General features: G+C 31.2%; 27 protein-coding genes and 1 pseudogene. 9 read left to right on the plus strand and 19 right to left on the minus strand.

Features of this window, described 5'->3' with window-relative positions; translation table 11 throughout:
• The first annotated feature begins 153 nt into the window (after positions 1 to 153).
• Together RWQ73_RS04365 and RWQ73_RS04370 are read left to right on the plus strand one after the other, a co-directional pair.
• A complete protein-coding gene (locus tag RWQ73_RS04365) occupies positions 154 to 558 on the plus strand; it encodes a MarR family transcriptional regulator (protein WP_314406841.1) in 405 nt (134 codons plus the stop codon).
• A 12-nt stretch (positions 559 to 570) separates the two neighbouring features.
• Complete coding sequence (locus tag RWQ73_RS04370) at positions 571 to 1,950, plus strand: MATE family efflux transporter (protein ID WP_314406842.1); 1,380 nt, start codon at positions 571 to 573, stop codon at positions 1,948 to 1,950.
• 52 nt (positions 1,951 to 2,002) lie between these two features.
• Here the strand turns inward: RWQ73_RS04370 and srtB are convergent, their stop codons facing one another.
• The 3 genes from srtB to RWQ73_RS04385 all read right to left on the minus strand — a co-directional run bounded on the left by srtB (position 2,003) and on the right by RWQ73_RS04385 (position 4,238).
• Positions 2,003 to 2,800, minus strand: coding sequence for a class B sortase, LPKTxAVK-specific (srtB, locus tag RWQ73_RS04375; protein WP_314406844.1), 798 nt, complete (start codon positions 2,798 to 2,800; stop codon positions 2,003 to 2,005).
• A 100-nt stretch (positions 2,801 to 2,900) separates the two neighbouring features.
• Entirely contained in the window at positions 2,901 to 3,224 is a 324-nt protein-coding gene (locus RWQ73_RS04380) for a heavy metal-binding domain-containing protein (RefSeq protein WP_314406846.1), read from the minus strand.
• Positions 3,225 to 3,248: 24 nt separating this feature from the next.
• Positions 3,249 to 4,238: a lipoate--protein ligase gene (locus RWQ73_RS04385; protein WP_314406848.1), complete on the minus strand. Its 990-nt coding sequence runs from the start codon at positions 4,236 to 4,238 to the stop codon at positions 3,249 to 3,251.
• Between the two features lie 177 nt (positions 4,239 to 4,415).
• Between RWQ73_RS04385 and trpS the strand changes: the two genes are divergently transcribed.
• The gene (trpS, locus tag RWQ73_RS04390) at positions 4,416 to 5,432 is read left to right on the plus strand and encodes a tryptophan--tRNA ligase (RefSeq protein ID WP_314406849.1); all 1,017 of its coding nucleotides are present in this window, start codon (positions 4,416 to 4,418) and stop codon (positions 5,430 to 5,432) included.
• A 70-nt stretch (positions 5,433 to 5,502) separates the two neighbouring features.
• Complete coding sequence (locus RWQ73_RS04395; RefSeq protein ID WP_314406850.1) at positions 5,503 to 6,246, plus strand: DNA/RNA non-specific endonuclease; 744 nt, start codon at positions 5,503 to 5,505, stop codon at positions 6,244 to 6,246.
• 66 nt (positions 6,247 to 6,312) lie between these two features.
• Here the strand turns inward: RWQ73_RS04395 and psiE are convergent, their stop codons facing one another.
• The gene (gene psiE / locus RWQ73_RS04400; RefSeq protein ID WP_314406852.1) at positions 6,313 to 6,714 is read right to left on the minus strand and encodes a phosphate-starvation-inducible protein PsiE; all 402 of its coding nucleotides are present in this window, start codon (positions 6,712 to 6,714) and stop codon (positions 6,313 to 6,315) included.
• 135 nt (positions 6,715 to 6,849) lie between these two features.
• Here psiE and RWQ73_RS04405 point away from each other — a divergent pair, with 135 nt between their 5' ends.
• The 4 genes and pseudogenes from RWQ73_RS04405 to budA all read left to right on the plus strand — a co-directional run bounded on the left by RWQ73_RS04405 (position 6,850) and on the right by budA (position 9,634).
• Positions 6,850 to 7,389: a GNAT family protein gene (locus tag RWQ73_RS04405; RefSeq protein ID WP_314406854.1), complete on the plus strand. Its 540-nt coding sequence runs from the start codon at positions 6,850 to 6,852 to the stop codon at positions 7,387 to 7,389.
• A 331-nt stretch (positions 7,390 to 7,720) separates the two neighbouring features.
• Complete coding sequence (locus RWQ73_RS04410; protein WP_314406856.1) at positions 7,721 to 8,062, plus strand: hypothetical protein; 342 nt, start codon at positions 7,721 to 7,723, stop codon at positions 8,060 to 8,062.
• Entirely contained in the window at positions 8,001 to 8,561 is a 561-nt protein-coding gene (locus tag RWQ73_RS04415; protein ID WP_314406858.1) for a thiamine pyrophosphate-dependent enzyme, read from the plus strand. The genes RWQ73_RS04410 and RWQ73_RS04415 overlap by 62 nt, the downstream gene beginning before the upstream one ends.
• 377 nt (positions 8,562 to 8,938) lie before the next feature.
• A pseudogene (gene budA / locus RWQ73_RS04420) lies at positions 8,939 to 9,634 on the plus strand (acetolactate decarboxylase).
• A gap of 109 nt (positions 9,635 to 9,743) precedes the next feature.
• Here budA and lpdA read toward each other — a convergent pair.
• From lpdA to RWQ73_RS04440, 4 genes are read right to left on the minus strand one after another with little or no spacing between them, the layout of a single operon-like run.
• Positions 9,744 to 11,492 carry a dihydrolipoyl dehydrogenase gene (gene lpdA / locus RWQ73_RS04425; protein WP_314406859.1) on the minus strand — a complete coding sequence of 583 codons (1,749 nt, stop codon included), beginning with the start codon at positions 11,490 to 11,492 and terminating at the stop codon, positions 9,744 to 9,746.
• A gap of 57 nt (positions 11,493 to 11,549) precedes the next feature.
• Positions 11,550 to 12,938: a dihydrolipoamide acetyltransferase gene (locus tag RWQ73_RS04430; protein WP_314406860.1), complete on the minus strand. Its 1,389-nt coding sequence runs from the start codon at positions 12,936 to 12,938 to the stop codon at positions 11,550 to 11,552.
• Positions 12,939 to 12,969: 31 nt separating this feature from the next.
• The gene (locus RWQ73_RS04435; RefSeq protein WP_003146773.1) at positions 12,970 to 13,962 is read right to left on the minus strand and encodes an alpha-ketoacid dehydrogenase subunit beta; all 993 of its coding nucleotides are present in this window, start codon (positions 13,960 to 13,962) and stop codon (positions 12,970 to 12,972) included.
• A gap of 55 nt (positions 13,963 to 14,017) precedes the next feature.
• On the minus strand, positions 14,018 to 14,998 hold the full coding sequence (locus tag RWQ73_RS04440; protein ID WP_314406861.1) for a thiamine pyrophosphate-dependent dehydrogenase E1 component subunit alpha: 981 nt from the start codon (positions 14,996 to 14,998) through the stop codon (positions 14,018 to 14,020).
• Positions 14,999 to 15,539: 541 nt separating this feature from the next.
• Between RWQ73_RS04440 and RWQ73_RS04445 the strand changes: the two genes are divergently transcribed.
• Positions 15,540 to 17,192, plus strand: a complete 1,653-nt coding sequence (locus tag RWQ73_RS04445; protein ID WP_314406862.1) for a lactate permease LctP family transporter — start codon at positions 15,540 to 15,542, stop codon at positions 17,190 to 17,192.
• A 43-nt stretch (positions 17,193 to 17,235) separates the two neighbouring features.
• Here the strand turns inward: RWQ73_RS04445 and RWQ73_RS04450 are convergent, their stop codons facing one another.
• The 11 genes from RWQ73_RS04450 to RWQ73_RS04500 form a co-directional block, all read right to left on the minus strand.
• Positions 17,236 to 17,427, minus strand: coding sequence for a hypothetical protein (locus RWQ73_RS04450; protein WP_314406863.1), 192 nt, complete (start codon positions 17,425 to 17,427; stop codon positions 17,236 to 17,238).
• Positions 17,428 to 18,736: 1,309 nt separating this feature from the next.
• Positions 18,737 to 19,336 (minus strand): glycerol-3-phosphate acyltransferase, encoded by a 600-nt coding sequence (locus tag RWQ73_RS04455; protein ID WP_314406864.1) that lies wholly within the window; start codon positions 19,334 to 19,336, stop codon positions 18,737 to 18,739.
• Positions 19,333 to 20,298 (minus strand): lysylphosphatidylglycerol synthase domain-containing protein, encoded by a 966-nt coding sequence (locus tag RWQ73_RS04460; protein ID WP_314406866.1) that lies wholly within the window; start codon positions 20,296 to 20,298, stop codon positions 19,333 to 19,335. Before RWQ73_RS04460 ends, RWQ73_RS04455 begins: the two co-directional genes overlap by 4 nt.
• 307 nt (positions 20,299 to 20,605) lie before the next feature.
• Positions 20,606 to 21,289, minus strand: a complete 684-nt coding sequence (gene mtnN / locus RWQ73_RS04465) for a 5'-methylthioadenosine/S-adenosylhomocysteine nucleosidase (protein ID WP_314406867.1) — start codon at positions 21,287 to 21,289, stop codon at positions 20,606 to 20,608.
• 4 nt (positions 21,290 to 21,293) lie between these two features.
• Positions 21,294 to 21,782, minus strand: coding sequence for a transcription elongation factor GreA (gene greA / locus RWQ73_RS04470; RefSeq protein ID WP_314086698.1), 489 nt, complete (start codon positions 21,780 to 21,782; stop codon positions 21,294 to 21,296).
• A 48-nt stretch (positions 21,783 to 21,830) separates the two neighbouring features.
• Positions 21,831 to 22,457, minus strand: a complete 627-nt coding sequence (udk, locus tag RWQ73_RS04475; protein WP_314406868.1) for a uridine kinase — start codon at positions 22,455 to 22,457, stop codon at positions 21,831 to 21,833.
• Positions 22,457 to 23,728: a U32 family peptidase gene (locus RWQ73_RS04480; RefSeq protein WP_314406869.1), complete on the minus strand. Its 1,272-nt coding sequence runs from the start codon at positions 23,726 to 23,728 to the stop codon at positions 22,457 to 22,459. Before RWQ73_RS04480 ends, udk begins: the two co-directional genes overlap by 1 nt.
• 98 nt (positions 23,729 to 23,826) lie before the next feature.
• Entirely contained in the window at positions 23,827 to 24,753 is a 927-nt protein-coding gene (locus RWQ73_RS04485; RefSeq protein WP_314406870.1) for a peptidase U32 family protein, read from the minus strand.
• A gap of 48 nt (positions 24,754 to 24,801) precedes the next feature.
• A complete protein-coding gene (locus RWQ73_RS04490; protein WP_314086708.1) occupies positions 24,802 to 25,449 on the minus strand; it encodes an O-methyltransferase in 648 nt (215 codons plus the stop codon).
• Between the two features lie 163 nt (positions 25,450 to 25,612).
• Positions 25,613 to 25,738: a hypothetical protein gene (locus tag RWQ73_RS04495; RefSeq protein ID WP_314406872.1), complete on the minus strand. Its 126-nt coding sequence runs from the start codon at positions 25,736 to 25,738 to the stop codon at positions 25,613 to 25,615.
• A gap of 258 nt (positions 25,739 to 25,996) precedes the next feature.
• A partial coding sequence (locus RWQ73_RS04500) for a phosphate acyltransferase (protein ID WP_314406874.1) occupies positions 25,997 to 26,157 on the minus strand: 161 nt, incomplete at its 5' end.

Below are 26,157 nucleotides of genomic sequence, written 5' to 3' on the forward strand. Positions count from 1 at the left end.
TATAGCGGTTCAAACAAAATCTAATTTTTAATAGTAATAAGGAAATACTGAAAAAAAGTATGATATATTATTTTCAGTGTTTCTTTTTTATATTGACAAAATAGTATACTAGGTATATAATATATTAGCTATATTATTTTAGGTGGTGAAATTATGTTAAAAGATGCATTGGGATATAAGCTTATTACACTTTTAGAAAATATGAGAAATTATACTAAACAACCTCTAGCTGAGATCGGTATTACACACGGGCATTTCATTACTCTTATCTACATTTCAGAAAATGAAGGATTAACTCAAGCTCAACTCGCTGAGATACATAGAAAAGATAGAAATATTGTTGGACGTAATATCGATGCACTAGAAAAACAAAATTTTGTTATTAGAAAACGTGGAGTGAAAGATAGACGTTCTTTTACACTACATTTAACTGAAGTAGGAAAAGAAGTCTTATCAACTTACTCTAATCTGCTAAACACAGCTGAAAAAGAAGTTCTTAAAAACTTAACTGAAAAAGAAATTTCTACTTTCTTTACACTATTGAATAAAATAACTTAAGGATGAAATCAAATGGAAAAAACACAAAATTATATAGAAAATCCACTAGGTACAAAATCTATAAAAAAATTACTTACATCATTTGCTTGGCCTGCTATTACCGCGAATATTATTAATGCGATGTATAGTGTAATTGACCAAATTTTTATCGGTCAAGGTGTTGGATACCTAGGTAATGCTGCAACAAATGTCGCCTTTCCTCTTACAATTATTTGCTTAGCTATAGGTTTAATGATTGGAATCGGTGCTACCTCAAACTTTAATCTAGAACTTGGGCGAGGAAATCCTGAAAAAGCGAAATCTGTAGTTGGCACTGCAGTATCTTCATTATTTATTATAGGTATTATTATTACAATTTTAGTACATATATTCTTAAAACCACTTATGTACGCATTTGGATCTACTGATGAAATCTTAGAATACGCGATGACATTTGCAAGTATATCGTCATTAGGAATTCCATTCCTTTTAATATCAATTAGTACTAACCCTATTGTTCGTTCGGATAATAGTCCAAAATATTCAATGTTTGCCATTATTTTTGGTGCAGTACTTAATACTATTCTTAATCCAATTTTTATTTTTGGATTCGGTTGGGGAATTGCTGGATCAGCTTGGGCTACAGTTATAAGTCAATTCTTATCCGCTTTGATTCTTGTTTTATATTTTCCAAAATTTAAAAGTGTTAAATTTACTAAGCAAGACTTCATCCCTAAGATACGTTTATTAAAAGTCGCTGCAGGATTTGGAATGCCTTCATTTGTTTTCCAAGGTTCTAATATGATAGCTCAAATAGTAACAAACAACTTGTTAAATATTCACGGTACTAATTCTGTGTACGGGAATGATATTCCTATAGCTGTAGCTGGAATCGTAGCTAAAATTTATATAATATTTATAGCTATTATTATTGGATTAATTCAAGGAGCTCAACCAATTTTCGGATATAATTACGGAGCTAAAAAATACGAACGAGTTCGTACTACAATGAGATACACTATGAAATATGCAATGATTATCTCAATTACATTCTTCTTAATCTTTGAAATTTTTCCTAAACAAATTGTTAGTCTATTTGGTAATGGTAATGAACTTTACTTTGAGTTTGCAGTTAAGTATATGAGATTCTTCTTGTTATTTACATTTATCAATGGTATTCATATTTCAAGCTCTACTTTCTTCTCTGCAATAGGAAAACCAAAGATTGGTGTCACTATCGCTTTAACTAAACAGCTTATAGTACTAATACCAATGTTATTTATTCTTTCACATTTCTTTGGTATTAATGGAGTAATCTATGCTACTCCTATAACAGACCTTTGTGCATTCTCAGTTTCTTTATTCTTCCTAATTAGAGAATTTAAGTTAATGCCCAGAAAAAATATAACTTAAATGTATAAAAAGCAATCTACTGAACTAGTCAATAGATTGCTTTTTATACATATTATCTTGTTGGTGCATATTTCAATTCGTCTTTGTGTTTTGCTAAGAAATCGTTCATTTCATTGTCTGGAATTAAACGAAGGTATAGGTTAGAACGAATTGTTTCATCTTCTTCACGACAAGTAGATAATACTAAGTACTTATCATTTCCTTTAAGTTTTACATTGTCGTTTTTAGTAGCTGCATCTTTCTTAACGTTTGTTAATTGGCTTAAGAAATCTTCATCATTTTCAAAGTCTAAACGATAGAATGATGTTGTTTCTGGTACAATTGTTAAGAATGCTGCTTCATAATAGTATTTTCTCTCAGGAGTTTCAATTACTACATATTTATGTTTATCCATGTATTCTTGTTTATCGTAGTAGTTAACGTCGTTAAACATACGGTGATCTCCAACTTTACTTCCACGAGCGTGTCCGAATAACCAAGTTAATCTATCATGGAAGTCTTTTTTGTTATCCATATCCATAAATACAGTACCAAGGTAAGGAACATGTCCACCTTCAAAAGTTTTATCTAAGTATGTTTCATTGTCATTAGTTTGAACTACTGGTTCGTCTAACTGAGTACCTGGTGCATAAACATATGCTACAGTTTCATTATTCGTCTTAGATAATTCTGAAAAACGTTTTGATAAATAATCTTTGTCTTCTTTACTTACTTTATAAGTTGCTTTTGATGAACTTGTACTTGAACTGTCATCATCGCTACATCCTGCTACAAATACCGCAGATGTTACCAAAGCAATTGCTAAAAGTAAAATAGAGAAAAGCTTTTTAAAGTTAAATACTTTTTTCATTATATTTTTCCTCTCTATTAAAAATTTAATAACTGTTTATCATTATACAATATCTTAATAAATTTTTCTATTACTTTTATTTTACAATTTATATAATTTTTTATCTTACCACTACAGCTGTTCCTGTAACTGTAACTAGAAGCATATTATTACCGTTGCTTCCTAGAGCATCGAAGTCTATTCTAACTCCGATAACCGCATTGGCTCCCATTGCTGCTGCGCGAGCTTCTAATTCTTTTAAAGCTTCAGCTCTTGCTTGAATAATTTCATCTTCGTAACCTTGGCTTCTTCCTCCAAAGAAGTTTCGAAGCCCGGCTCCTATATCTTTAATGAAATTAATCCCAGCTACTACTTCACCTGTAGCAAATCCTTTATATTCTACTACTTCCATTCCTGGAACATAATTTGTTGTTGCAATTATCATAATACATCCCTCCAAAATTATTTATTAGTCTACTAAAATATCTACTACTTCTTCTAATGTTGCTCCTAAGAAGTATGAATTAATGTCAATTTGTTCTAACACTTTTTGAACATCTTCTTTTTGGTATTTTACACCTACTAATTTTTTAGCAATATCTTCTACATCCATTACTCCGAAGAAGTCTCCGTAGAATTTGATATTAGTAATAACTCCTTGTTCTACCATGATATTGGCTTCAATTTTACCAGTTTTAAGTCTTCTATTACGTTTAATATTGAAGTCAGGATTTTTACCATATACCCAGTCCCAAGAGTTATTTTTTTCTTCTTGGATTGCTAAGATTGCAGCTTCATCTTCTTCAGTTGCTACAAAATCAGTCATTTCATATTTTTCACTCATATATTTTTTAAGTGCAGCAACGAAATCTTGAACTGTCATGTCTTGATTTGGAAGATGATCTTTAATATTTGTTACACGTGAGCGTACTGATTTGATACCTTTTGATTCAATCTTATCTTTAGATACTTTTAATGCATCCGCTAAAACTGAAGTATTAACATCAAACATTAAACAACCATGGTGCATAATACGGCCATTACGTACATATTGCGCATTACCACAGAATTTTTGGCCATCGATTTCTAAGTCATTACGTCCTGTAAATTCCGCTTTAACTCCTAATGAATCTAACGCATCAAGTACAGGTTGCGAGAATGATTTGAAATCAAATTCTTCTCCACTTCTTCCGTTTGAAATAATTGTGTAGTTTAAGTTATTTAAATCGTGATAAACTGCACCACCACCACTTACACGACGAACAATTTTAATACCTTTATCATCACAGAATTTTTGGTTTACTTCTTCTGTTGTGTTTTGGTTTTTACCTACAACGATACATGGTGAATTTATCCATAACATAAATACATCATCTTTTTCTGCAAGTTCATTAAAAGCATATAGCTCTAGTGCAGTATTGTAGCGTGGATCATTACTTTTTGATTCTATGTATATCATATTAATCTCCTTGATAATTAACTATTTCTATACTTATTATTATACCATTTTTTGCCAAGTAAAACACTAAATTTTTATTCAAATTAATATTTTTTATATTAATTCAAACAAACTTCTGCTATATTATGGTATAATTATAAGGAATTATTAAAATTATTATAAAGGAGTTACCCTTTTATGACAAAAATTATTTTAACTGGAGATAGACCGACTGGTAAACTTCACTTAGGTCACTATGTCGGTTCTTTAAAAAATCGTATAGCTTTACAAAACGAAGATGATACTGAAGTATTTATTATGATAGCCGATCAACAAGCTCTTACTGATAATGCTGATAATCCCGGAAAAGTTATTGAAAATATTACAGAAGTTGCACTTGATTACCTTGCAGTTGGAATTGATCCTAGCAAGACTACTATTTTTATTCAATCACAAATTCCACAACTTGCAGAATTATACATGTACTACATGAATTTAGTATCAGTTTCTAGATTACACCGTAACCCTACTGTTAAACAGGAAATTAACGACAAGAAATTCGGTGAAAGTATTCCTGCAGGATTCTTTACTTATCCTGTAAGCCAAGCTGCTGATATCACTGCATTTAAAGCAACACACGTTCCTGTTGGTGAAGATCAAAAACCAATGATTGAACAAACTCGTGAAATCGTTCGTGACTTCAATAGAACATACAATAAAGAAGTTCTAGTACTTCCTGAAATTGTACTTCCACCTAAAAATCACGCCCGTCTTGTTGGAATTGATGGACAAGGGAAAATGAGTAAAAGTTTAAATAATGGTATATATTTAGGGGATAGCGAAGAAAATATTAAAGCTAAAATCATGAAAATGTATACTGATCCAAATCACATTAAAATTGAAGATCCAGGTCAAGTAGAAGGAAATGTGGTATTTACATACCTTGATATTTTTGATTCTCGTACTGATGAGGTTGCTGAACTTAAAGAACACTACTCTCGCGGGGGACTTGGTGATATGAAACTAAAACGTCGTTTAAATGATGTTATGCAAGATTACTTACGTCCAATAAGAGAGCGTCGTGAAGAATTCGCTAAAGATAAAGCAGAAGTATACAGAATGCTAAAAGCAGGAAGTGAAAAAGCTGAAAAAGTTGCAGCTGCTACTCTAGATGAAGTAAAAGATGCAATGGGAATTAATTATTTCAAAAAATAAATATTTTATTGGGGAAGAGCTCTACTCTTCCTCTTAATCGTTTGAATTACTATAAAAATAAGGAGGCCTTATGGCAAAAAGAAAAAAACAACAATTGTCACTATTTTCAATTATTTCAATTGCAATAGTAATTTTAGCAGCATTTGCTATCACATACTATACCAATAAACCATCAAGTAAAACTTCTCCTACTTCTACTTTTGCAAGTGTTTCTAAAATACCTGATGAGGTACTAAACTCACTTACTGCACCTAAAGAAAGTGAAGCAACTGATAATAATAAGTACAAAATATTAAATAATAATAATCCATACTTCTCTAAAGAAGACTTATCTACTACATCATTTGAAAACTACAGTCCGTTAGATAAACTTGGGCGTGTTGGACAAGCTAATGGGATTATCGGCACTGATTTAATGCCTACTGATAAACGTGAAGAAATCGCACACGTTCGTCCAAGTGGTTGGCAAAGTAATCGCGGCGCTCATGTTTACGATAGATCACATTTAATAGCATTTCAGCTTGCTGGAGAAAATGATAATGACAAAAATCTGATGACAGGTACAAGATTCATGAATCTTAATATGATTCCTTTTGAAAATGAAGTCGCAGATTATATAAAGAAAACAAAAAAACACGTTCGTTATCGTGTAACGCCCGTTTTTAAAGGTGATGATTTAGTTGCTCAAGGTGTAATTATGGAAGCTATGTCAGTTGAAGATAATGGTAAAAGTGTTAAGTATAATGTATTCTTACCAAACTTCCAAAAAGGAGTAACTATTGACTATAAAACTGGTAAATATACAGTAAAATAAAATTAGGGAGTGACTCAAAAATCATGATTTCAAAGAAACAAGATTTTGTTGGATCACTCCCTTTTCTTAATCTTTTTTTATAAATTTTTCAGCAATTGCTAGGCTTATAACTAATAATAAAATTGCACCAGCCCATATTAAAACACTATAAGGATCATCATGTTGAACTATAATCAACCTAATAATCGCTGTTATCCCAATATAAATAAAGTATCGCAGCGGAAAATGATAATTATTTTTAAAATATTTCACAATAAGAGCTACGAACTCAAAATATAGGAAGAATACTAATATTCCTTCTACAAAATGTTGATAACTCCCTTGATCTCCTAAAAATTTAGTACCTTCATAAAATATTTCTTTTGCTTCCATTATTAATCCGAACGATAATAAAACCCCTATAATTAGCAAGCCTATATTCATTATCCAGAGTAAAACGTCTGATATTATTTTACTAAATTTTTCCATTTTTCACCTCTATGTTTATTTACATAAAAGTAATTATATCATACAAAATCTTAAAATAATAATAAAATTACTTATACGAGCTATTTATATATTCTCTAGTTTTTCCTATGATATAATATAGAAAAGGAGATTGTTATGATTACACTAAAGAGAATTGAAGAAAAACATTTGATTGATTTATATAATGTGATTTACTCGTCAGAAACTCCTGAGTGGAGTAAATATAATGCACCTTATTTTAATGAATATAAATATATTGATTTAGATACATTCTTACTAAAAAACCATCATGAATATTTCTTAAGCGAGCGAGTCTTAGGAATATTTTTAGATGATAAACCAGTCGGTATCGTTACTTATTATTGGGAAAGCTTTGCTACTAGATGGTTAGAGATTGGAATAGTAATATATGATCAAAATGTTTGGGGAACAGGTATAGGATATGCTACTTTATATGAGTGGATTCATCTATGTTTTAATAGATTTCCTGAAATACAACACATTGGTTTAACTACTTGGAGTGGTAACACTAGAATGATGAAACTTGCAGAAAAACTTGGACTTATTTGTGAGGCTAGAATTAGAAAAGTTAGATATTATAATGGAGTTTACTATGATTCTGTAAAATATGGTATATTAAGAGATGAATTTTTTAGCAATTTAATAAATAAATGATAAAATCTATTGAATTAAAAATAACATATTTTATACAGTTAAATACGATATAGAAATTTTTAAAATGAAATTAACCCAAAACTCCTAAGTAATAAAAAAAGTTTATATGATAATTTTTGAACGTATGGTATTTTAATATAAATATTCGATTTCTAAATGATTAATATACATCTAATAAACTTACTTGAAAGCTGAACAAAATCAATTTCTTAGAAATCAAATTCATTTAGTTACTTTCTAAAAGTTTCCATTCTTGAAAAAAATGTAATATAGAGTTAGAATATTAATATTAATATATATTTCTTATTCTCATAATTTAGGAGGAGTAATAATGAGTAAAAATCTAGAGGAAAATTCTCGCCGTGGAGCAGAATTAGTTGTAGATACTTTAATAAACGAGGATGTTAAACATATTTTTGCCATTCCTGGTGCAAAAATAGATGCTGTATTCGATGCGCTTATCAATCGTGGTCTAGTTCAACACTTCTATGGTCGTGTCGGATCATTTAGAAACCAAACGGGTGACAGATTGTTACACAAAGCGAACTTAATTATTTCTATTGGTTATGACCCTATCGAATATGATCCAGTCTATTGGAATACCAATAAATGTGCTACGACTAGTTCACATAGACGATACTATCGATGTAATAGACAGAGATTATCAACCTGATATAGAACTTATCGGTGACATTTCTGCAACTTTAAAATGTATTTACGATGGAAATCCGAAAGTAAGAATTTCAGAAGAAAATCTATCTTATCTAAAAGAGCTTCAAAAAGAAATAGTAAAACGTGATGAACCTCCTAAATCAAAAATTAAAGATCGACTTCATCCTTTAGAAATTATTCAGCAAACTCAAAATACAGTATCTGATGGCACTATTGTTACTTGTGATATTGGATCTCATGGTATTTGGTTAGCTAGACATTTTAGATCTTACGAACCTCATCATTTACTTTTCTCTAATGGGATGCAAACTTTAGGTGTAGCTTTACCATGGGCTATAGCTGCAGGACTACTTTATCCTAATAAAAAAACTTTATCTATTTCAGGTGATGGTAGCTTCCTATTCTCAGCGATGGAACTAGAAACTGCTGTTAGATTAAAATCACCTATAGTTCACGTAGTTTGGAATGATTCATCATATAACATGGTTGAATTCCAATAAGGGATAAAATATGGGCGTGATTCTGCTGTACACCTTGGTCAAGTCGATATAAAAAAACACGCTGAATCTTATGCAGCAGTAGGTATTCGAGCGACGACAAAAGAAGAACTAGAAAAATGTTTAAAAGGAGCATTTAAAAAATTGAAGGTCCTATCATTATTGATGTAACTGTGGACTATAGTGACAACATCAAACTTGGTGAAACTCTTCAAGATAGCTATTTAAACTAATTTTATAAAGTTAATTTGAAAGTATAATCTTATACAATATGTAAAGTTCATCTCTTTACAAATGAACTACTAATAAAATAAATTTTTATAAAGTTAAATTTTTATAATATCTAACTTTTAAAATTACAAATATTAAGGAGAATAATTATGTTATATCAATATAGTACTATAGCAGCGCTTATGGATGGTGCTTTTAGTGGAACTACTACAGTAGAAAATTTATTACAACACGGTGATTTCGGAATTGGTACTTTTGAAGGCGTTGATGGAGAAATGATAATACTAAATGGCAAAGTTTACAAAACTGATAGCAGTGGAATTTCAACTCTTCAACCTAATGATGCAACTTCACCTTTTGCGAATATCACAAAGTTTTCAACTAATTATAAAACTGTAACCAATACTAATTTTGAAAAACTCTCTGAATCTATTGGAGAATATATTAATCCTAATTATTTTTATGCAATAAAAATAACTGGAGTATTTAAGAAGATGGATACTCGTTCTCCTAAAAAACATGAAAAACCTTATCCACCTCTTTTAGATATATTAAAAACACAAAGTATATTTAATTATACACATACCCGTGGTACAATTGTAGGATTCTTTTCTCCAGAATATACCCAAGGAATAGGGGTTGGATGATTTCATCTTCACTATATAAGCGATAATCGTACTCAAGGTGGTCATATATTTAACTTTGATATCAATGACGCTACTATTGAAGTATCTAAACCACTAAACTTCAAACTTGAGTTACCACAAAGTGATGAATATAAAGCTGTTAGTATTAACTTAAAAACATTACATAGAGAAGTCCATGATGCTGAAAGTTCTCGTTAAACTTTCCCCCAAGCAAGTAATCCTTGCCTGGGGGAATTATTCTATACATATATTTATCGAATAATATATAAGAAAGCAACTAGAAATCTAGTTGCTTTCTTCTTTTAAATTATTTAGATTTTTTCTTAGGTGCATGGATACACATATCTATACAGTCAGCCATTGCTTCATATAAAGCCTCTGAGTATGTTGGGTGACCGTGGATAATATCCATAACATCATCAATTGTCATTTCTGTTTGAATTAGAGTTGAACCTTCATTAATAATTTCGGCTGCAACTGGTCCTACGATGTGGATACCTAAGATTTCTCTGTATTTAGTATCCATAATTACTTTAACGAATCCTTCTCCGTGGTTAGATGCTAATGAACGTCCGTTAGCTCCAAAGTTGAATCTACCAACTTTAACATCATATTTTTCACGAGCTTGGTCTTCAGTTAAACCAACCATTGCGATTTCAGGGTGAGTGTAGATTGCTGCTGGAGTAGCTTTAAGATCAACTTTTTTGTGGTGACCCATAGCATTTTCAGCTGCGATTTCTCCCATCTTGAACGCTGCGTGAGCTAACATTTTAACTCCGTTAATATCACCAGGAGCGTAAATTCCTTTAATAGAAGTTTCCATGTATTCGTCAACTTTAACACGTCCACGTTCCATTTCGAATTTATCAGCTAACTCTCCAAGACATGTGTTATCTGGAACACGTCCGATAGATAATAATACTTTGTCAGCTACGATATCTTCTTTTCCTTCTACTTTAACTACTACTTCATGACCTTTATCAACGATTTCTAATAATTTAGTAGATGTAAGAACTTCGATACCTTGTTTTCTGAATTGTTTTTCTAATGCTACAGAAGCATCTTTATCCATACCAGCGATTAGGCGGTCAGCCATCTCAACGATAGTTACTTTAGAACCAAATGTAGAGAATGCTTGTCCTAACTCAGAACCGATTACTCCTCCACCGATTACTGCTAAACGAGATGGTACTTCAGTGATATCTAAGAATTCATCACTTGTAAGAACTTTATCACTATCCATTCCTGGAATGTTAATTCTACTTACTTTAGAACCACCTGCTAAGATTACGTTATCAGCATCGATAGTTTCTTTTTCATCAACAACGATTTTCTTATCAGCTGTTAAGCGACCTACTCCGTTAAATACTTTAACTCCGTATGATTTTAGTAATCCTGCTACTCCACCAGATAGAGTTTTAGATACTTTGTTTTTAACTGCTACAGTTTGTTCCATATCAACTGTAAATGCATCATTTACAAGTTTGATACCACGATCTTTTGCAGAACGGATGTAGTTAATGATTTCAGCATTGTGTAAGAATGTTTTTGTTGGAATACATCCACGGTTTAGACATGTTCCACCAAGTTCACGGTTTTCTACTAATGCTACTTTTCCTCCTAATTGAGCTGCTTTAATAGCTGCTACATAACCAGCAGGACCACCACCGATAACTGCTACGTCATATTCTCCACGACGTTCACGTTTTGGTAATACTTCTTCTGCTTTAGTTTCAGGTACTTTAACATCAGCTGCTACTTCTTTAACAACTTCTTGAGCTGCTGCAGTTGCTCCATCAGCTCCTGGTACTGCTTCACCAGGTTGTCCAATCCAAGCGATTGTTTGAACTACTGGTACAGTTGATCCAGCTGGGTGAAGAATTTTTAATAATGTTCCGCTTGCTTCAGCTTCAACTTCCATATTAACTTTATCAGTTACGATTTCAAGTAGGACTTCTCCTTCTTTTACTTCGTCACCTTCTTGCTTAAACCATTGTACGATTTCGCCTTCTTCCATTTCACTTCCGGCTTTTGGCATAATAACTTCTACTGCCATGTTATAATCACTCCTTAATACACTTTTCTATTGTTTTCTAATATATTATATTATCATTTAAATTAGTAATGATAGTGGATTTTCGATAGCTTCTTTCAATGTCTTCATGAATTTAGCTCCTTCTAATCCGTCAACTACACGGTGGTCCGCTGTTAATGTTAATGTCATAATAGGTCTTACTTTAACCTCACCATTTAATACTACTGGTTTTTGAACTGTAGCACTTACACCTAAAATAGCTGTATTTGGTTGGTTAATGATTGGTACGAAGCTTTTAACTCCATACATACCTAAGTTACTGATTGTAAATGTTGAGTCTGCCATTTCATCTGGTTTTAATTTACCAGCAAGAGCTTTAGTTGTAATCTCTTTAGAAGCCACTACAAGCTCTTTAAGACTCATCTTATCAGCACCTTTAATTACTGGTACCACAAGTCCACTATCCATACCTACTGCGATTGATAAGTTTACATAGTGATGTAGATACATTTCTTTTTCATCACCTGATAATGAAGCATTTACATATGGGTGTTTCATTAATGATTTAATTACTGCTAATGAAATAAAATCAGTAACTGTTGCTTTTTTACCTGTTTCTTCAAGAATCGCATCAACAACTTTTTTACGTAGTGCTAGTAATTCTGTCATATCAACCTCAACATTAACTACGAATGTTGGTGCACTGAAGTAAGATTCACTCATACGTTTAGAAATAACTTTACGCATTGGTGACATTGGTACAGTTTCAACAATTCCCCATTGATTTTCATTTGGTGCTTTAACAGATTTTTTACCTGGTTGAGCAATTTCTTCTTTTTTAGCTGGTTCTGGTTTTGGAGTACCATTTAGTACTGCAAGAACGTCAGCTTTCATGATTTTACCATTTGGTCCTGTTCCAGCAATACTTTCTGTATTGATTCCTTCAACTTGAGCAATACGTGCTGCAAGTGGAGAAATTTTAACTTTAGAGTTTAGTTTGTAATCAATAACATCTTCTTTATGAATACGACCTTTTGCTCCAGTTCCTTTAACTTTAGACAAGTCTAGTCCTTTTTCACGAGCATACGCTCTTGCTGCTGGTGTAGCACGAAGTCCAGAATAATCAATTACTTCCACTTCTTTAACTGGTGTGTGATCAACTTTTTTCTCAACAACAGTTTCAGCAGGTGCTACTTCTCCTGTTGAAGTTGCTCCAGGAATTGCTTCACCTGGTTCCCCGATCCATGCGATTGTTTGAACAACTGGAACAACATCTCCTGCTTGAGCTAATATTTTTAATAAAGTTCCGCTTGCATCAGCTTCAACTTCCATATTTACTTTATCTGTTACGATTTCTAATAGGACTTCACCTGCTTCGACATGGTCACCTTCATTTTTGAACCATTGTACGATTTCGCCCTCTTCCATTTCACTACCGGCTTTTGGCATAATAACCTCTACTGCCATGTTTTATTCACATCCTTCGCTAACTAAATTTTTATTTTTTATTTACAGCTTTTTTAATTGTTTCTTTGATGTCTTCTACATCAGGTACAACTAATTTTTCTAAGTTTTTAGCTGATGGAATGTGTGTGTCAGCCCCAGCTACACGGTAAATTGGGCTGTCTAAGAAATCAAAAGCATCACTTTCTGCGATACGAGCAACGATTTCTCCACCGAATCCACCAGTTTTGAATGAGTCGTGACATACAACTAATTTTCCTGTTTTTTGTACAGACTTAACGATTAAATCTGTATCTAATGGTACTAATGTAATTGGGTCAACTACTTCTACTGAGATTCCTTCTTCTTTTAGTTCTTCAGCAGCTTTTAAGCTACGCTCTAACATTCTTCCCCATGATACTAGTGTTACATCAGTACCTTCAGCTTTGATGTCACCTTTTCCGATTACACCAATTTTACCTACTTCTACTTCACCTTTACGTCCGAATAGAGCTTTTGGTTCGATGTAAATAACTGGGTTATTATCTCTGATTGCAGCTCTTAAGATTGAGTAAACATCTCCTGCAGTACCTGGTGCTACTACTTTAAGACCAGGAATGTGACAGAACCAAGCTTCTAGAGCTTTACAGTGTTGAGCAGCAGCTCCTGTACCAGCACCAGATGCACAACGATAAGTAACCGGCACTTGTACTTCTCCTCCAAGCATATAACGCATTGGCGCAGCTTGGTTAACAATTGCATCCATACCAATTGTTACAAAGTCCATGAATGTTACGTCTACGATTGGACGCATACCTACTGAAGCAGCTCCTGCAGCAGCTCCACAGATTGCAGCTTCACTGATAGGTGTGTCGATAACACGTTCAGAACCGAATTCTTCTAACATACCTACAGTAGTTCCGAAGTCTCCTCCGAAGATACCAACATCTTCACCCATTAAAAATACATTTTCATCTTCACGCATTTCGTGAGTCATAGCTTCTTTTATGGCTTCACGAACTGTCATAATTTTTGTTTCTTTAGTCATAACTATTAATCTCCTATTATATAAAATATTATTTAAATTATTTTAACCTAAAATATTAGTCAGCGTAGTTATCTTGGAATGCAATTGAACCATCAGCAAATGGTGATTCTTTAGCAAATTCTACAGCATCATCGATAGTTGCTTTTGATCTATCTTCGATTTCTTTTAATTCTTCTTCTGTAGCAATTCCATTTTCTAATAAGTAGTTTTTATATTTTACGTTAGGATCTTTAAGTTTCCATTCTGCTACTTCTTCACGACTACGGTATTTACCAGCATCTGAAGCTGAGTGTCCAAACCATCTATAAGATACTGCTTCTACTAAAACGGGACCTTTCCCACTTCTAGCGTGTTCAATAGCTTCTTGCATTGCATCATATACAGCTAACACATCGTTTCCATCCTCAACATGGATTCCTTTGATTCTGTATGAAGCAGCACGTTCAGTAATTTTTTCAACACGCATACATCTTTCTTGAGCCATTGAGATACCATATTTATTATTAATTACGTAGAAAATAAGTGGTAAATCCCAGTTAGATGCCATATTTAAGCATTCGTGGAAGCTTCCTTCGTTAGTAGCTCCATCACCCATACAGCAAATTACAATATTACCAGTTTTTTTCATTTTTTGAGCTAGAGCGGCACCAGTACTTAAACCGTGTCCTCCACCAACGATACCGTTACATCCCATGTTTCCTTGTTCAAGGTCATAAACGTGCATACTACCTCCACGTCCTTTACATTGACCTGTTTCTTTACCAAGGATTTCAGCCATCATACGGTCAATTTCAATACCTTTAGCAATTGTTTGACCATGACCACGGTGGTTAGAGAACATTAAGTCTGATTTTCTTAATGGATAAATAGCTCCAACGTTAGCTGCTTCCTCTCCTACTGAATAGTGAGTCATACCGTGAACTAAACCACGAGAGTATAGTTTACTTAACTCCATATCAAAATCTCTAATAAGGTGCATTAGTTCATACATTTCTAAATGCTCTTGTTTAGTTAAATCTTTTGATGTTTTTACCATAATAACCTCCAAAGTTTGTGTATATATTTATTAAATGTATATAAATTATGTTTTAATCATATATTACTATATTAATATACAATGTTTCTTAAAAAAAGTCAAATTTCTAGTTCCAATAAAATAACAATATTTATCTCAGTAATATTTTTAATGATTGTATTAATACACGAATACCCTGTCTTTAAACAGTTGTTTAGAATCTATATTTCTCACTCTATTTAACTATATTTTTTCTTATTCAAATAATATAAACTCTAATACGTTTTTTATAAATACAGCATGTATTTTTCATCATTACTTATATTCTAAAATATATATTTTGATAATATATATCAATTATTAAGATTCTAATAATTTACAATTAATTTATTTTTAAAGCGTTTTCTAGTTATTTTTCAGAATTTTTTTATCTGAAAATTGAACTTAATTAATCATTTTTAGCAAACAAATAAACTTTTTTTCATAAAAATAAGCAAATTTCTTGCAAAAAAATAGCTTTCTAATGTATATTCTGTCTATACATATTTTAGGAGGTATTATAATGATTCTTAATACTATTTGGGAACAACAGTATAATCCTATGGGTAATATTTGGTTATCTGCGGGTGTAGCTGCTCTTCCTATAGTTATATTTTTAATTTCATTAGTTGTTTTTAAACTAAAAGGCTATACGGCTGGTGGACTAAGTATTCTTAGTGCAGCAATTGTAGCTGCTCTTTGTTATAAGATGCCTGTTGATAAAATTGCAGGAGCTGCAGAACAAGGTATCGTTTCAGGTCTATGGCCTGTTGCCAGTATCGTACTAGCTGCAATATTCTTATATAAATTAACAGTTAAAATGGGATTCTTTGATGTAATGAAACAAAGTATCTCATCTATTTCACCAGATAAAAGAATTCAAGTGCTTTTAATTGCATTTTCTTTTAACGCATTCCTTGAAGGGGCAGCAGGATTTGGTGCACCAGTTGCCATTACAGCTGCAATTTTAGTAGGTTTAGGTTTCAAACCATTGCAATCTGCTGCAATATGCTTAGTTTCTAACATTGCCGGCGGAGCGTACGGTGCAATGGGGATTCCTGTTACTGTTCCGGCAACACTTACTGACCTTGATGCATTAACACTAGGTAAAAATACATCATTGGTTTTAGTTTTAGTTACGATTATCGTTTCGTTCTTGATCGTATTTATGGTTGATGGATTTAAAGGAATTAAAGAAACGTTCCCTGCTATTTTAGTATCAGGTGGATCATATGCAGTAACTCAATTTATCTTCCTTAACTTCATAGGACCAGAACTTGTTAACGTTTCTTCAGCTATCGTAAGCTTACTAGCATTAATCATATTTCTAAAATTTTGGACACCAAAAAATATATTAGGTACTGAAGCAAAAGAATTAACTAAAGAAAATAATGGCTTGACTGCGAAAAAAATTGTTAGAGCTTGGACACCATTTATTTTATTAACATTATTTGTTACAATCATAAATCTTGGTTTCTTCAAACAATTAATTCAAGCTGCAAACCCTAAAACTGGTCAAAAAGCAGGTGCGTTAAATTCATTAATATTTAACTTTCCATACTACATCGATGGTTCAGTAGCTCGTGTTGCTCCTATCGTGAAACAATCGACACCAATTAAAGCTGTTTTTAGTTTTGCACCATTCACATCAACAACTACAGCAATACTATTAGCAGCTATAGTGACAATTATCATTTTCAGAGTGAAAAGTCGTATAGTCTTATCAACAATTAAAGAAACTGCTCTAGAGCTTTGGGCTCCGATATTAACAATTTGTTCTGTGTTAGCTTTCGCATATATTTCTACATATTCAGGAATGTCTTCAACACTAGGACTTGCTTTTGCCAACACTGGAAAAATATTCCCACTATTTTCTCCTATCTTAGGTTGGATTGGGGTATTCTTAACTGGTTCTGTTGTTAACAGTGGTTCTTTATTTGCAGGATTGCAATCTGTGACTGCGACCCAAATTGGAGTAGACCCATCATTGTTAGTAGCTTCTAATATTATGGGTGGAGCAATCGCTAAAATGATTTCTCCTCAATCAATCGCAGTTGCTGCAGCTGCTGTTGGTCTAGTTAACAAAGATAGTCAGATTTTTGCTAAAACTATAAAATGGAGTGTAATATTACTTATTCTTGCAGGAGTATTAAATCTTCTTATTACACTTAAATAACATAAAAAGAGTTCTGGTATTTCTCCAGAACTCCTTCTTATTGTTATGCTGCATGCTTATCGCAATGACATTCGCCAGTTTTGCAGTTTCCGCATTCGCAATCTTCTTTTGCATTATGACAGCCACACGCACAACCTTCTTTACACTCACATGTTCCTTCAACACAGTTTCCACATTTGCAATCTTCTACTGCATCATGACAGTGACAGTGGTGTTCACATTCACATCTACTCATCTTAATCGCCTCCGTATATTATTCTATAATTAAATTTTATTATGTTTTATATAACAAGTCAATAGATTCTCGTCTTAAGTAATTATTCCGATTTAAAAGAATATAAATCGGAATAGAATCGTTTTTTTATATCAAAAATTAAATCTATAAAACACCAATTAAATCAGTATTCCATCGATCTTCAATTCACTTTTTTAAATATTGTTATTCACTTATAACTGTTCCATCAGTTATAGTGATTTTATAACCATTAATATTTATTTTTCCTTTATTATTTAATTTTGAAATTTTTACATCTCCTATTGGATTTCAAAAAGTATCCTCTTCAACTGTTACCTCTACATTGTTTTCAACAGATTCACCTTCTTTTGATTATCTATGATATTAACAATTCCATTAAATTCAGTAAATCAGACAGTATTAAGTTTATTGTAGGAATACCGTCTACTTCAATTTTACAATCTAATTTTTATATACTTTTCATTATTTTCCTAAATTTTCGATGATTTATTATCACCCTTACTATTTTTTAACATTTTTATTCGTTAGTAATTTTACTAATTTTTTTTATTGACATATAAATCATCTCCTTAATTTCATTTTAAATAATATATTTGATAAATATATTATTTATCGAAAACTTAAAATACACTTTAGTCAACTTTAAATTATAATTAAAACTCAAATTTAGTTTAATTTTTGGTTAAACCTTAGTTTAATTATATATAGATTCTTATTTAATAAACATTTCAATATCTTTCACATATGTATTTTTTTATTTTTATATGCTATAATATAATTGAAATATATAAACTCTAAAATAATTCGTTATTATTAAATTCTTTTTAATCATAGGATTTTTAATAAGCTAATTATTATTTCAAAGGGGGATAGGATATGAAAAGTAGAAGTTATTTAATCATCAGCCTTATGTTGTTTGTCGCACTTTCAATAGTTTTTTTCGTCACAAAAAACAATATCTATTATTATTTAACTATACCAATACTTATTTATGCTAATTTTATGAGATATAATAGAGAAAAAGAAAAATTAACAATAAAAACAACTAAGATTCTTATTTTTTTAAAGTATGAGATTATAACATTTACCATAGCTTTTCTAACAATGTATTTACATTCATTTTTTACCAATACTAGAATATTTTCAACTGAATTATATCTTTTTATTACGACTATAATTTCTATGATTTTTCTTTTATTATATGTAATAATTTATATTAAGCGTACTCTTCTTATAAAAAAAATACTACGAAATAATAATTTTTAATAACAAAAAAGAAATCAGCTCATTATCGAACTGATTTCTTAACTTTTCTTACACTAAAATATTTATTAAATGACTCTTCTATGTCTTTTACAGCAACGACACTTAATAATAATAACGCTAAAATGAATATTCCTAGTATTAAAAACGATGGGTTTTCTACATAGTTTATATATGTTACGAATGGTAAACTTGAATAAAATCCTATCGTTAAACTTTTTACTATTATAGCAATAACTAATGTACAAAGAATCATAATTAAGAATAAATTCAACGATAAAGCGGCTAAACATCCAAAGAATGTTGCAACTCCCTTACCACCTTTAAACTTAAATATAATAGGTTTTATATGCCCAAGTAAGACTAACACAATACAAATATATATAATCTTAGGTTCTACATTCAATATCTTAAGCAGTATAACTACAAAAAATCCCTTAAAGAAATCTACCGCTAAAACAAATAAAAACGATCTAGGACCTAATACACGCCCTGCATTTCTTGCCCCAACATTTCCTGAACCTTTATTTGTAAATTCTTCTTTATAAATTTTTTCTAATAATTTTCCACCCATTACATTTCCTAATAGGTAAGCAATTATCGCGTAAATTACCATCGTAATCATAACTTTTCTCCTCTCTGAAATTTAACTTTTATCATTCTTATCCCTTCACTTAGAAACATTAAGCATCCTAAAAAGAATGGAACAACATAATATGATAATCTATAAATTACAATTGTTGCACCTATAATTTCCGGATTAATCCCTAAGTTCTTAAGCCCTATTAACACTAATGTATCAAATGTACCTAATCCTCCAGGAATCATCGTCAGTAACCCTACTATTGAAGCTACTATTATGACTCCCATTATTTGCAATTCCTTATCCGCTACTAGACTGCCTGTGTAAAAATAAAGAATCACAAGTATAATCAGGGCTGCAAATACCCATTCTAAAAAAGAAATAATCGTCAATTTAACACTTAAATATCTATCAGTTCTTATTCTAGGTTTCTTTAAATTAAAAAATAGATACAAAGGTAAAAATAATGACATCAGTATCAATGAATAGTAAAAAATTCTATTATCAGCATATAGCGCCTGTCCTGGAAATACATTTAAAACCACAAAAATTGATAATAAACTTATACCCGAAAGCATTGAAATCAAAATCATCCCTATTGCAGTAACAAGAGTTTTTCCATTTTTTGTATACGGCTTATACATATAATATCTAAGTCCGGCACCTATAAATCCACCAAAACCAAGAACCATATTAAGCGTATTAGTCATAAAACTAATTTTAAAAATACGAAATGAAGACATGTTCTTAGTAATATTAATAGCTTTCAGAACAAAATAATCATAAAGACATAAAATACTTATACCTAATAGCCCAAATAATAATACTACTATAAATTTTACTTTCCCTATATCTAAGGTAAGCTGATGTATTTTCTTAAAATCTAAACTAATAATTTCTTTTTTAAAATAGGAAAAAATCAAATAAAATATCAATAATCCTAAAATTATTTGAACTATATTTTTCAAATAATTAAAAGATCTTGTCTCAGTAATATTTTTCATTCTTCTTTTCCTTAAATAATATTTATCTACTTTATATTATCATTTTATAACATTTTTTTCAACACAATTAATTATTTAAACTTTCAACTATATGAGGATGACCCAAAAGGTCTAAGTTTAAAAAAGTATGTATGATAACTCATAAACGCAGAGATTTATTGATATTTAAAATTACTTTTATATGAGTTTTTTATATATCTAATAACCTTTACGAGGGCATATTAATGAAATCACGATTTTCTAGCTACTACCAAATATTACAGCAAAGAAAAGGTGTCCTTTTCTTTGCTGATTTATATAATTATTACTAAAGTTTTTTAATTAATTCTGTCGTTAAAATAGATGAATTTACTGCTGCTATTTGTAAAAATTCATCAAAGGTAACACGAGTTCCTTCTTCTGCCTTATCACTTACACTACGGCAAACAATAAATTTTGTCCCAAACTGATAACAAGTTTGAGCAATTGCTGCTGCTTCCATTTCAACTACTTGCATATTTGGAAAATTTTTCAATATTCCTTTTTTTAATTCTTTATTAGAGATAAATGAATCTGATGTTCCTACTAAACCAAAATGAATATTATGATTCGGTAAATTAATTTCAGATGCCAGTTTTTGTAATTTTTCATCGCTCTTGTATACTGCTGGCATTTGTGGCACTTGACCAATTTCATATCCAAACTCTGTCGCATCAACATCAAAATGTCTTACTTCAGTTGCAACAATCATATCTCCAATTTCCATATCACCTTGCAATGCACCACATGTACCTATATTAATAACATACTCCGGTTTGTAGTAATCTAAAAGTAAAGTTGTAGCAATAGCAGCATTAACTTTACCAGGTAAACTTAACATTAGAACAATATCACGTTCTTCATATTTACCTTCATAAAACTTTACATGTGCTATTTTTTTCTCTTGTAGATTCTCTATCTTTTCTTTTATTATAGCCACTTCTTCTGGCATCGCACCTATTAATGCTATCATAATATTACTCTACCGCTAAAATTTTAATATCCATTGAATCTTCTGGACCTGTAGGTAATGATACTTTCGCAACATCCCCTACTTCTTTTCCTAATAAAGCTTGAGCTACAGGAGATTCATTTGAAATTTTATATTCAAACGGATTAGCTTCTGCACTACCTACAATTTTGTAAGTTTCAGTTAAACCATCTGGTAGTTCTTGATAAGTTACAGTATTACCAAGACGAATTGAAGTTGACTTTTCATCTAATTCAATAATAACCGCATAACGAATCATTTGTTCCATTTCTAGAATTTTACGTTCGATATGACCTTGCTCATCTTTTGCTGCATCGTATTCAGAGTTCTCAGATAAGTCCCCAAAACTACGTGCAATTTTAATTTTTTCAATTACTTCTGGACGTTTTACTTTTTTATAATGTTCTAATTCTTCTACAAGTTTGTCATAACCTTCTTGGGTCATTTGATATTCTAATTTTTCTTCTAAAGCCATAGTGATACTCCTTTTTTTAGTCTACTCTATATTATATCGTTTTTTTTACTATTTTGCTAGTAGCGATTTGATTTTTGTTATTAAAATGTCAATCGCTATATCATTATATCCACCGTCTGGAACAATAATATCGGCATATTGTTTAGTTGGCTTGATATATTTCTCATGCATAGGTCTAACCGACACTAAATATTGATTAATTACAGATTCTACAGTTCTTCCACGTTCATTAATATCACGTAATAAACGTCTTAAAATACGAAGATCACTTGGTGTATCGACATAAATTTTAATATCCATTAATTCACGCAGTTTTTCTGAATAAAGACCAAACATACCTTCGATAATAATTACATCTTTAGGTTCTTGGTGTTTTTGTTCTTTGCTACGAGTGTGATTTACATAATCATATACTGGAAGTTCAACAGCTCTTCCTTCGATTAATTCTAATAAATGATTGTAAAGTAACTCATTATCAAATGCATTAGGGTGATCATAATTTGTCTTAACTCTCTCATCCATCGTCATATGACTTTGATCTTTATAATAATAATCTTGCTCGATTAATGCAACTTTATCTTGAGTTAACTCGTCTATAATTCTTTTAGTAACAGTAGTTTTTCCACTACCGCTTCCTCCAACAATACCGATAATTTTTGGTCTATCTGTAGCCATTAGCGTCCCATTTCCTTTCGCATCATATTGCTTTTAAATACTCTAGAGTCCAATTTTGTTCTAATAATTTGAAGTGGATGTCTTGCTGCATCTAATAATTCTCCATCTTCATCATAAATTTCACCAATAACTTGCCTAAATGTATCAATTTCCGGTCCAAAGAATTCAACTTCTTGACCCGTTTTAAAGAAGTTACGTTGTTGAATTGTTGCAATTTGAGTTTCTTCATCGTAGTGAAGTACTTGACCAACAAAATCATAATTTGTTTTCTTACCACCCTCATTCCCAAACATTTGTTCAGTATATTTAGGTATTTCATAGAAAAACGACATTGCAGTATCACGATTAGCACATTTATATAGTTCTAGTTTATATTCTGGTGTCATCTTGAAGTTATCTGGATCTGCACAGTAATCATCAATCAGTTTTCTATACACACTCGCAACAGTCGCAACATAGTGAATTGATTTCATACGACCTTCAACTTTTAACGAATCAATACCTAATTCAATAATCTCTGGTACTGCTTCGATTAAAGTTAAATCTTTAGGGCTCATTGCATAAGGATTTGCCCCTTCATCAAATAATTTAGTATCTTCGTCAGTTCCTTCTTCATAAAGATCATAATTCCAACGACATGATTGACAACAACCTCCACGGTTACTATCACGTGCCGTCATATAGTTACTTAAAGTACAACGTCCAGAATATGCTATACACATTGCTCCGTGTACAAACATTTCTATCTCAACATCTGTTTTTTCACGAATTTCTTTAATTTCTTCATATCCTGTTTCACGTGCTAATACAACACGATGTACTCCTTCACTTTCCCAATATCTAACTTCTTTATAGTTTGAGATAGATTGCTGAGTACTAATATGTACTTCTACTTTTGGAGCAACAGTCTTACATCTTTCAATAATATACGGATCTGCAACGATGATTCCTCTTACCCCCGCATCTTGAAGTGCCATTAAGAACTCATCTAATCCTTCAAAGTTCTCATCATGCGCAATAATATTCGCCGTAACATAAATATCTGCTCCATATTTTGCTGCAAACTCACAACCTTCTTTGATTTCCTCAATTGTAAAATTATCTGCATTACTACGAAGTCCAAATTCCTGCCCACCTAAGAACACAGCATCCGCTCCGTAATGAATAGCTATTTTTAATTTTTCTAAGTTTCCTGCTGGAAGCAGTAATTCTGGTTTCTTTGTTATTACTCTCTTGCCGTTTCTAATTTCTGAAATATTTGGTATTGCCATAAGTTAAGGTCACATTCAAGTATGACCCATCCTCCTTGTCTTTTTTATTAGGTTTTATATAGGAAACCTTGTCCCCTTTTCAAAATCCAAAAATATAATTAGTACATAGTTTTCTTGTAGAAGAATCCTAGATCAACTTCTCTATATTTCGGTTTAATTCTCTCTATATCATTATAGAAATCTTGTTTTTCATCTTCATATGCTTCTTTATCTTCGTAATAAAGATCGATAGCATCACGATAAATCGTTACTACTTCTGTAATGTAATCTTCGTCTTTTAAGACACCCTCTATTTTGAATGCAGATACTCCTGCTTCAATTAGACGATCTAACTCTTCAATTGCACAGATGTCATTTGCACTCATAATGTGCGTCCCATTAGAATCTTCGAAAATTGGGTAACGTTCATTTCTATCTTGGCTATATAGGAATAGTTTTTTCGAATTGCTATATTCTTCGATATATTTTTCTTTATTGCTATACATGAAGTAATTATCAACTAATTTTCTTACTGATTGGAACATGCAAAGCATCCCTTGTACTTGAACTTCAATCTCATACTCACTTTTTCCAGTGATTTCAACGATCTCATCAATAGTTAATTCTTTTGAAAGACATGTTCTATATGCTCCACGTTTTCCCCAGTAATTACAAGAAAATGAATTCGTAGCTAATGTATGTGGATCCCATTGAAGTTTGAAATCAAGATTTTCTTCTCTTAAAATTGTAATAATTGTTGGTTCTCCATATATTAAAGCATCTACATTTAATGTTGATAAATAATGTAAATAATCAACTAAGTCATCGATATGCTCATTATGGAATATTGCATTTACACTAACATATGCCTTTTTCCCTGCTTGATGAATAATCTCAATAGCTTTTTTTAATTCATCTCTTTTAAATTCACCAGCAAGACGTAATCCATATTTTTCTTCACCTATAACGAAACTATCAGCTCCTACGTTTATAAGTTCATAAATATGATCTATACTTTTCGGTGTTACAACTAACTCTACTGTCATTTTTTATCCTTTCTTAATAAAATCTACTAACTCAATAGCTTTATAATTTTATTTTCTCGTTGTTATAGTTATCCCATCTCCAAACGGTAATATTACACTTTCATAGTTTTCATGTTTTAATAACCATTCATTGTAATTATTAATTTTTCTAGAAAGTTGTTTTAAATCTCTACTGTGCTTAATAATACTTGGATCTGCAACCATTCCTTTGAACAGCACATTATCCGTAATAACTACAACATCTTCAGCAAAATATGGTTCATATAATTCAAAAAACTTTCTACTTTGGCTTTTGGCTCCATCAATGAATACTACATCATAAGGTGCATTTGCTACAACTTCATCTTGAAGTTCTAATGCATCGGCATGAAGCAATGTTATTTTATCAGTAAGATTTCTCTTTTCAATATTGTTTTTTGCTTGGTTATACATCTTATCATCTCGCTCAATAGTAGTAACATCACATCCTATTTTTTCCGCCAATTTGATAGAAGTATACCCAATAGCCGTCCCAATTTCTAACAAATTCTTAGCTTTCTTTATTTTCAGCATTTGAATTAAAAATCTTATTCCGATCTTATCGATAATTGGAACTCTATTTTTTTCAGCAAATTTTTCTAATTTTAAATAAAATTCATCAAAATCTTCTAACAAATCTATAACATATAAATCATCTTTTGATTCTATCGCAACCATGTTTACCTCCATATTTATACATCATTATATATTACCATATAAGTTGGTATAAATGCAATTATAAAGAATAAAAAAGAGAATAACCTAGTACAAATAATTTCTAAAAAATCAATTACACTAGGTTATTCCTCATACATGGTTATATCTCTTAAAATTAACTATTTTATTTCTTTAATCCCTTTCTTATAAAGTCTACAGAAACATAGACTAGATATAAAAATACAAAAAAAACAATAACACTCGCAACCGGACTAGTAATTGCCTTACCAAAAAAATCTACAAAATCCATAATTCACATCTCCTTTTTTTCTACTTTATCATAATACTATCAAATACATTAAAAAATAAATTACAACTAATATCTCTCCTTTATATTTTATAACCTATTTTTTATTAATTTCCCCCTTTATTTTTGTACCTATGAATAGTATTCTTCTTAATAAATGTAGCCAATATTTTTTACTAAATTATACTAAATTAAGTAAACGATGTCAAAATATTCCAGAAAAAAAAGAGGCTAACGAAGGTCAACCTCTTTATTAAAATCTTATTTTTCTAAAGCTTGAACAGCTGTAATTAATGAAAGTTTATATACATCTTCTGCATTACATCCACGAGATAGGTCATTCACAGGAGCGTTTAATCCTTGTAAAATTGGTCCTACAGCTTCAAATCCACCTAGACGTTGTGCAATTTTGTATCCAATAT

It is taken from the genome of uncultured Gemella sp. (assembly GCF_963525875.1).
Lineage (GTDB): Bacteria > Bacillota > Bacilli > Staphylococcales > Gemellaceae > Gemella.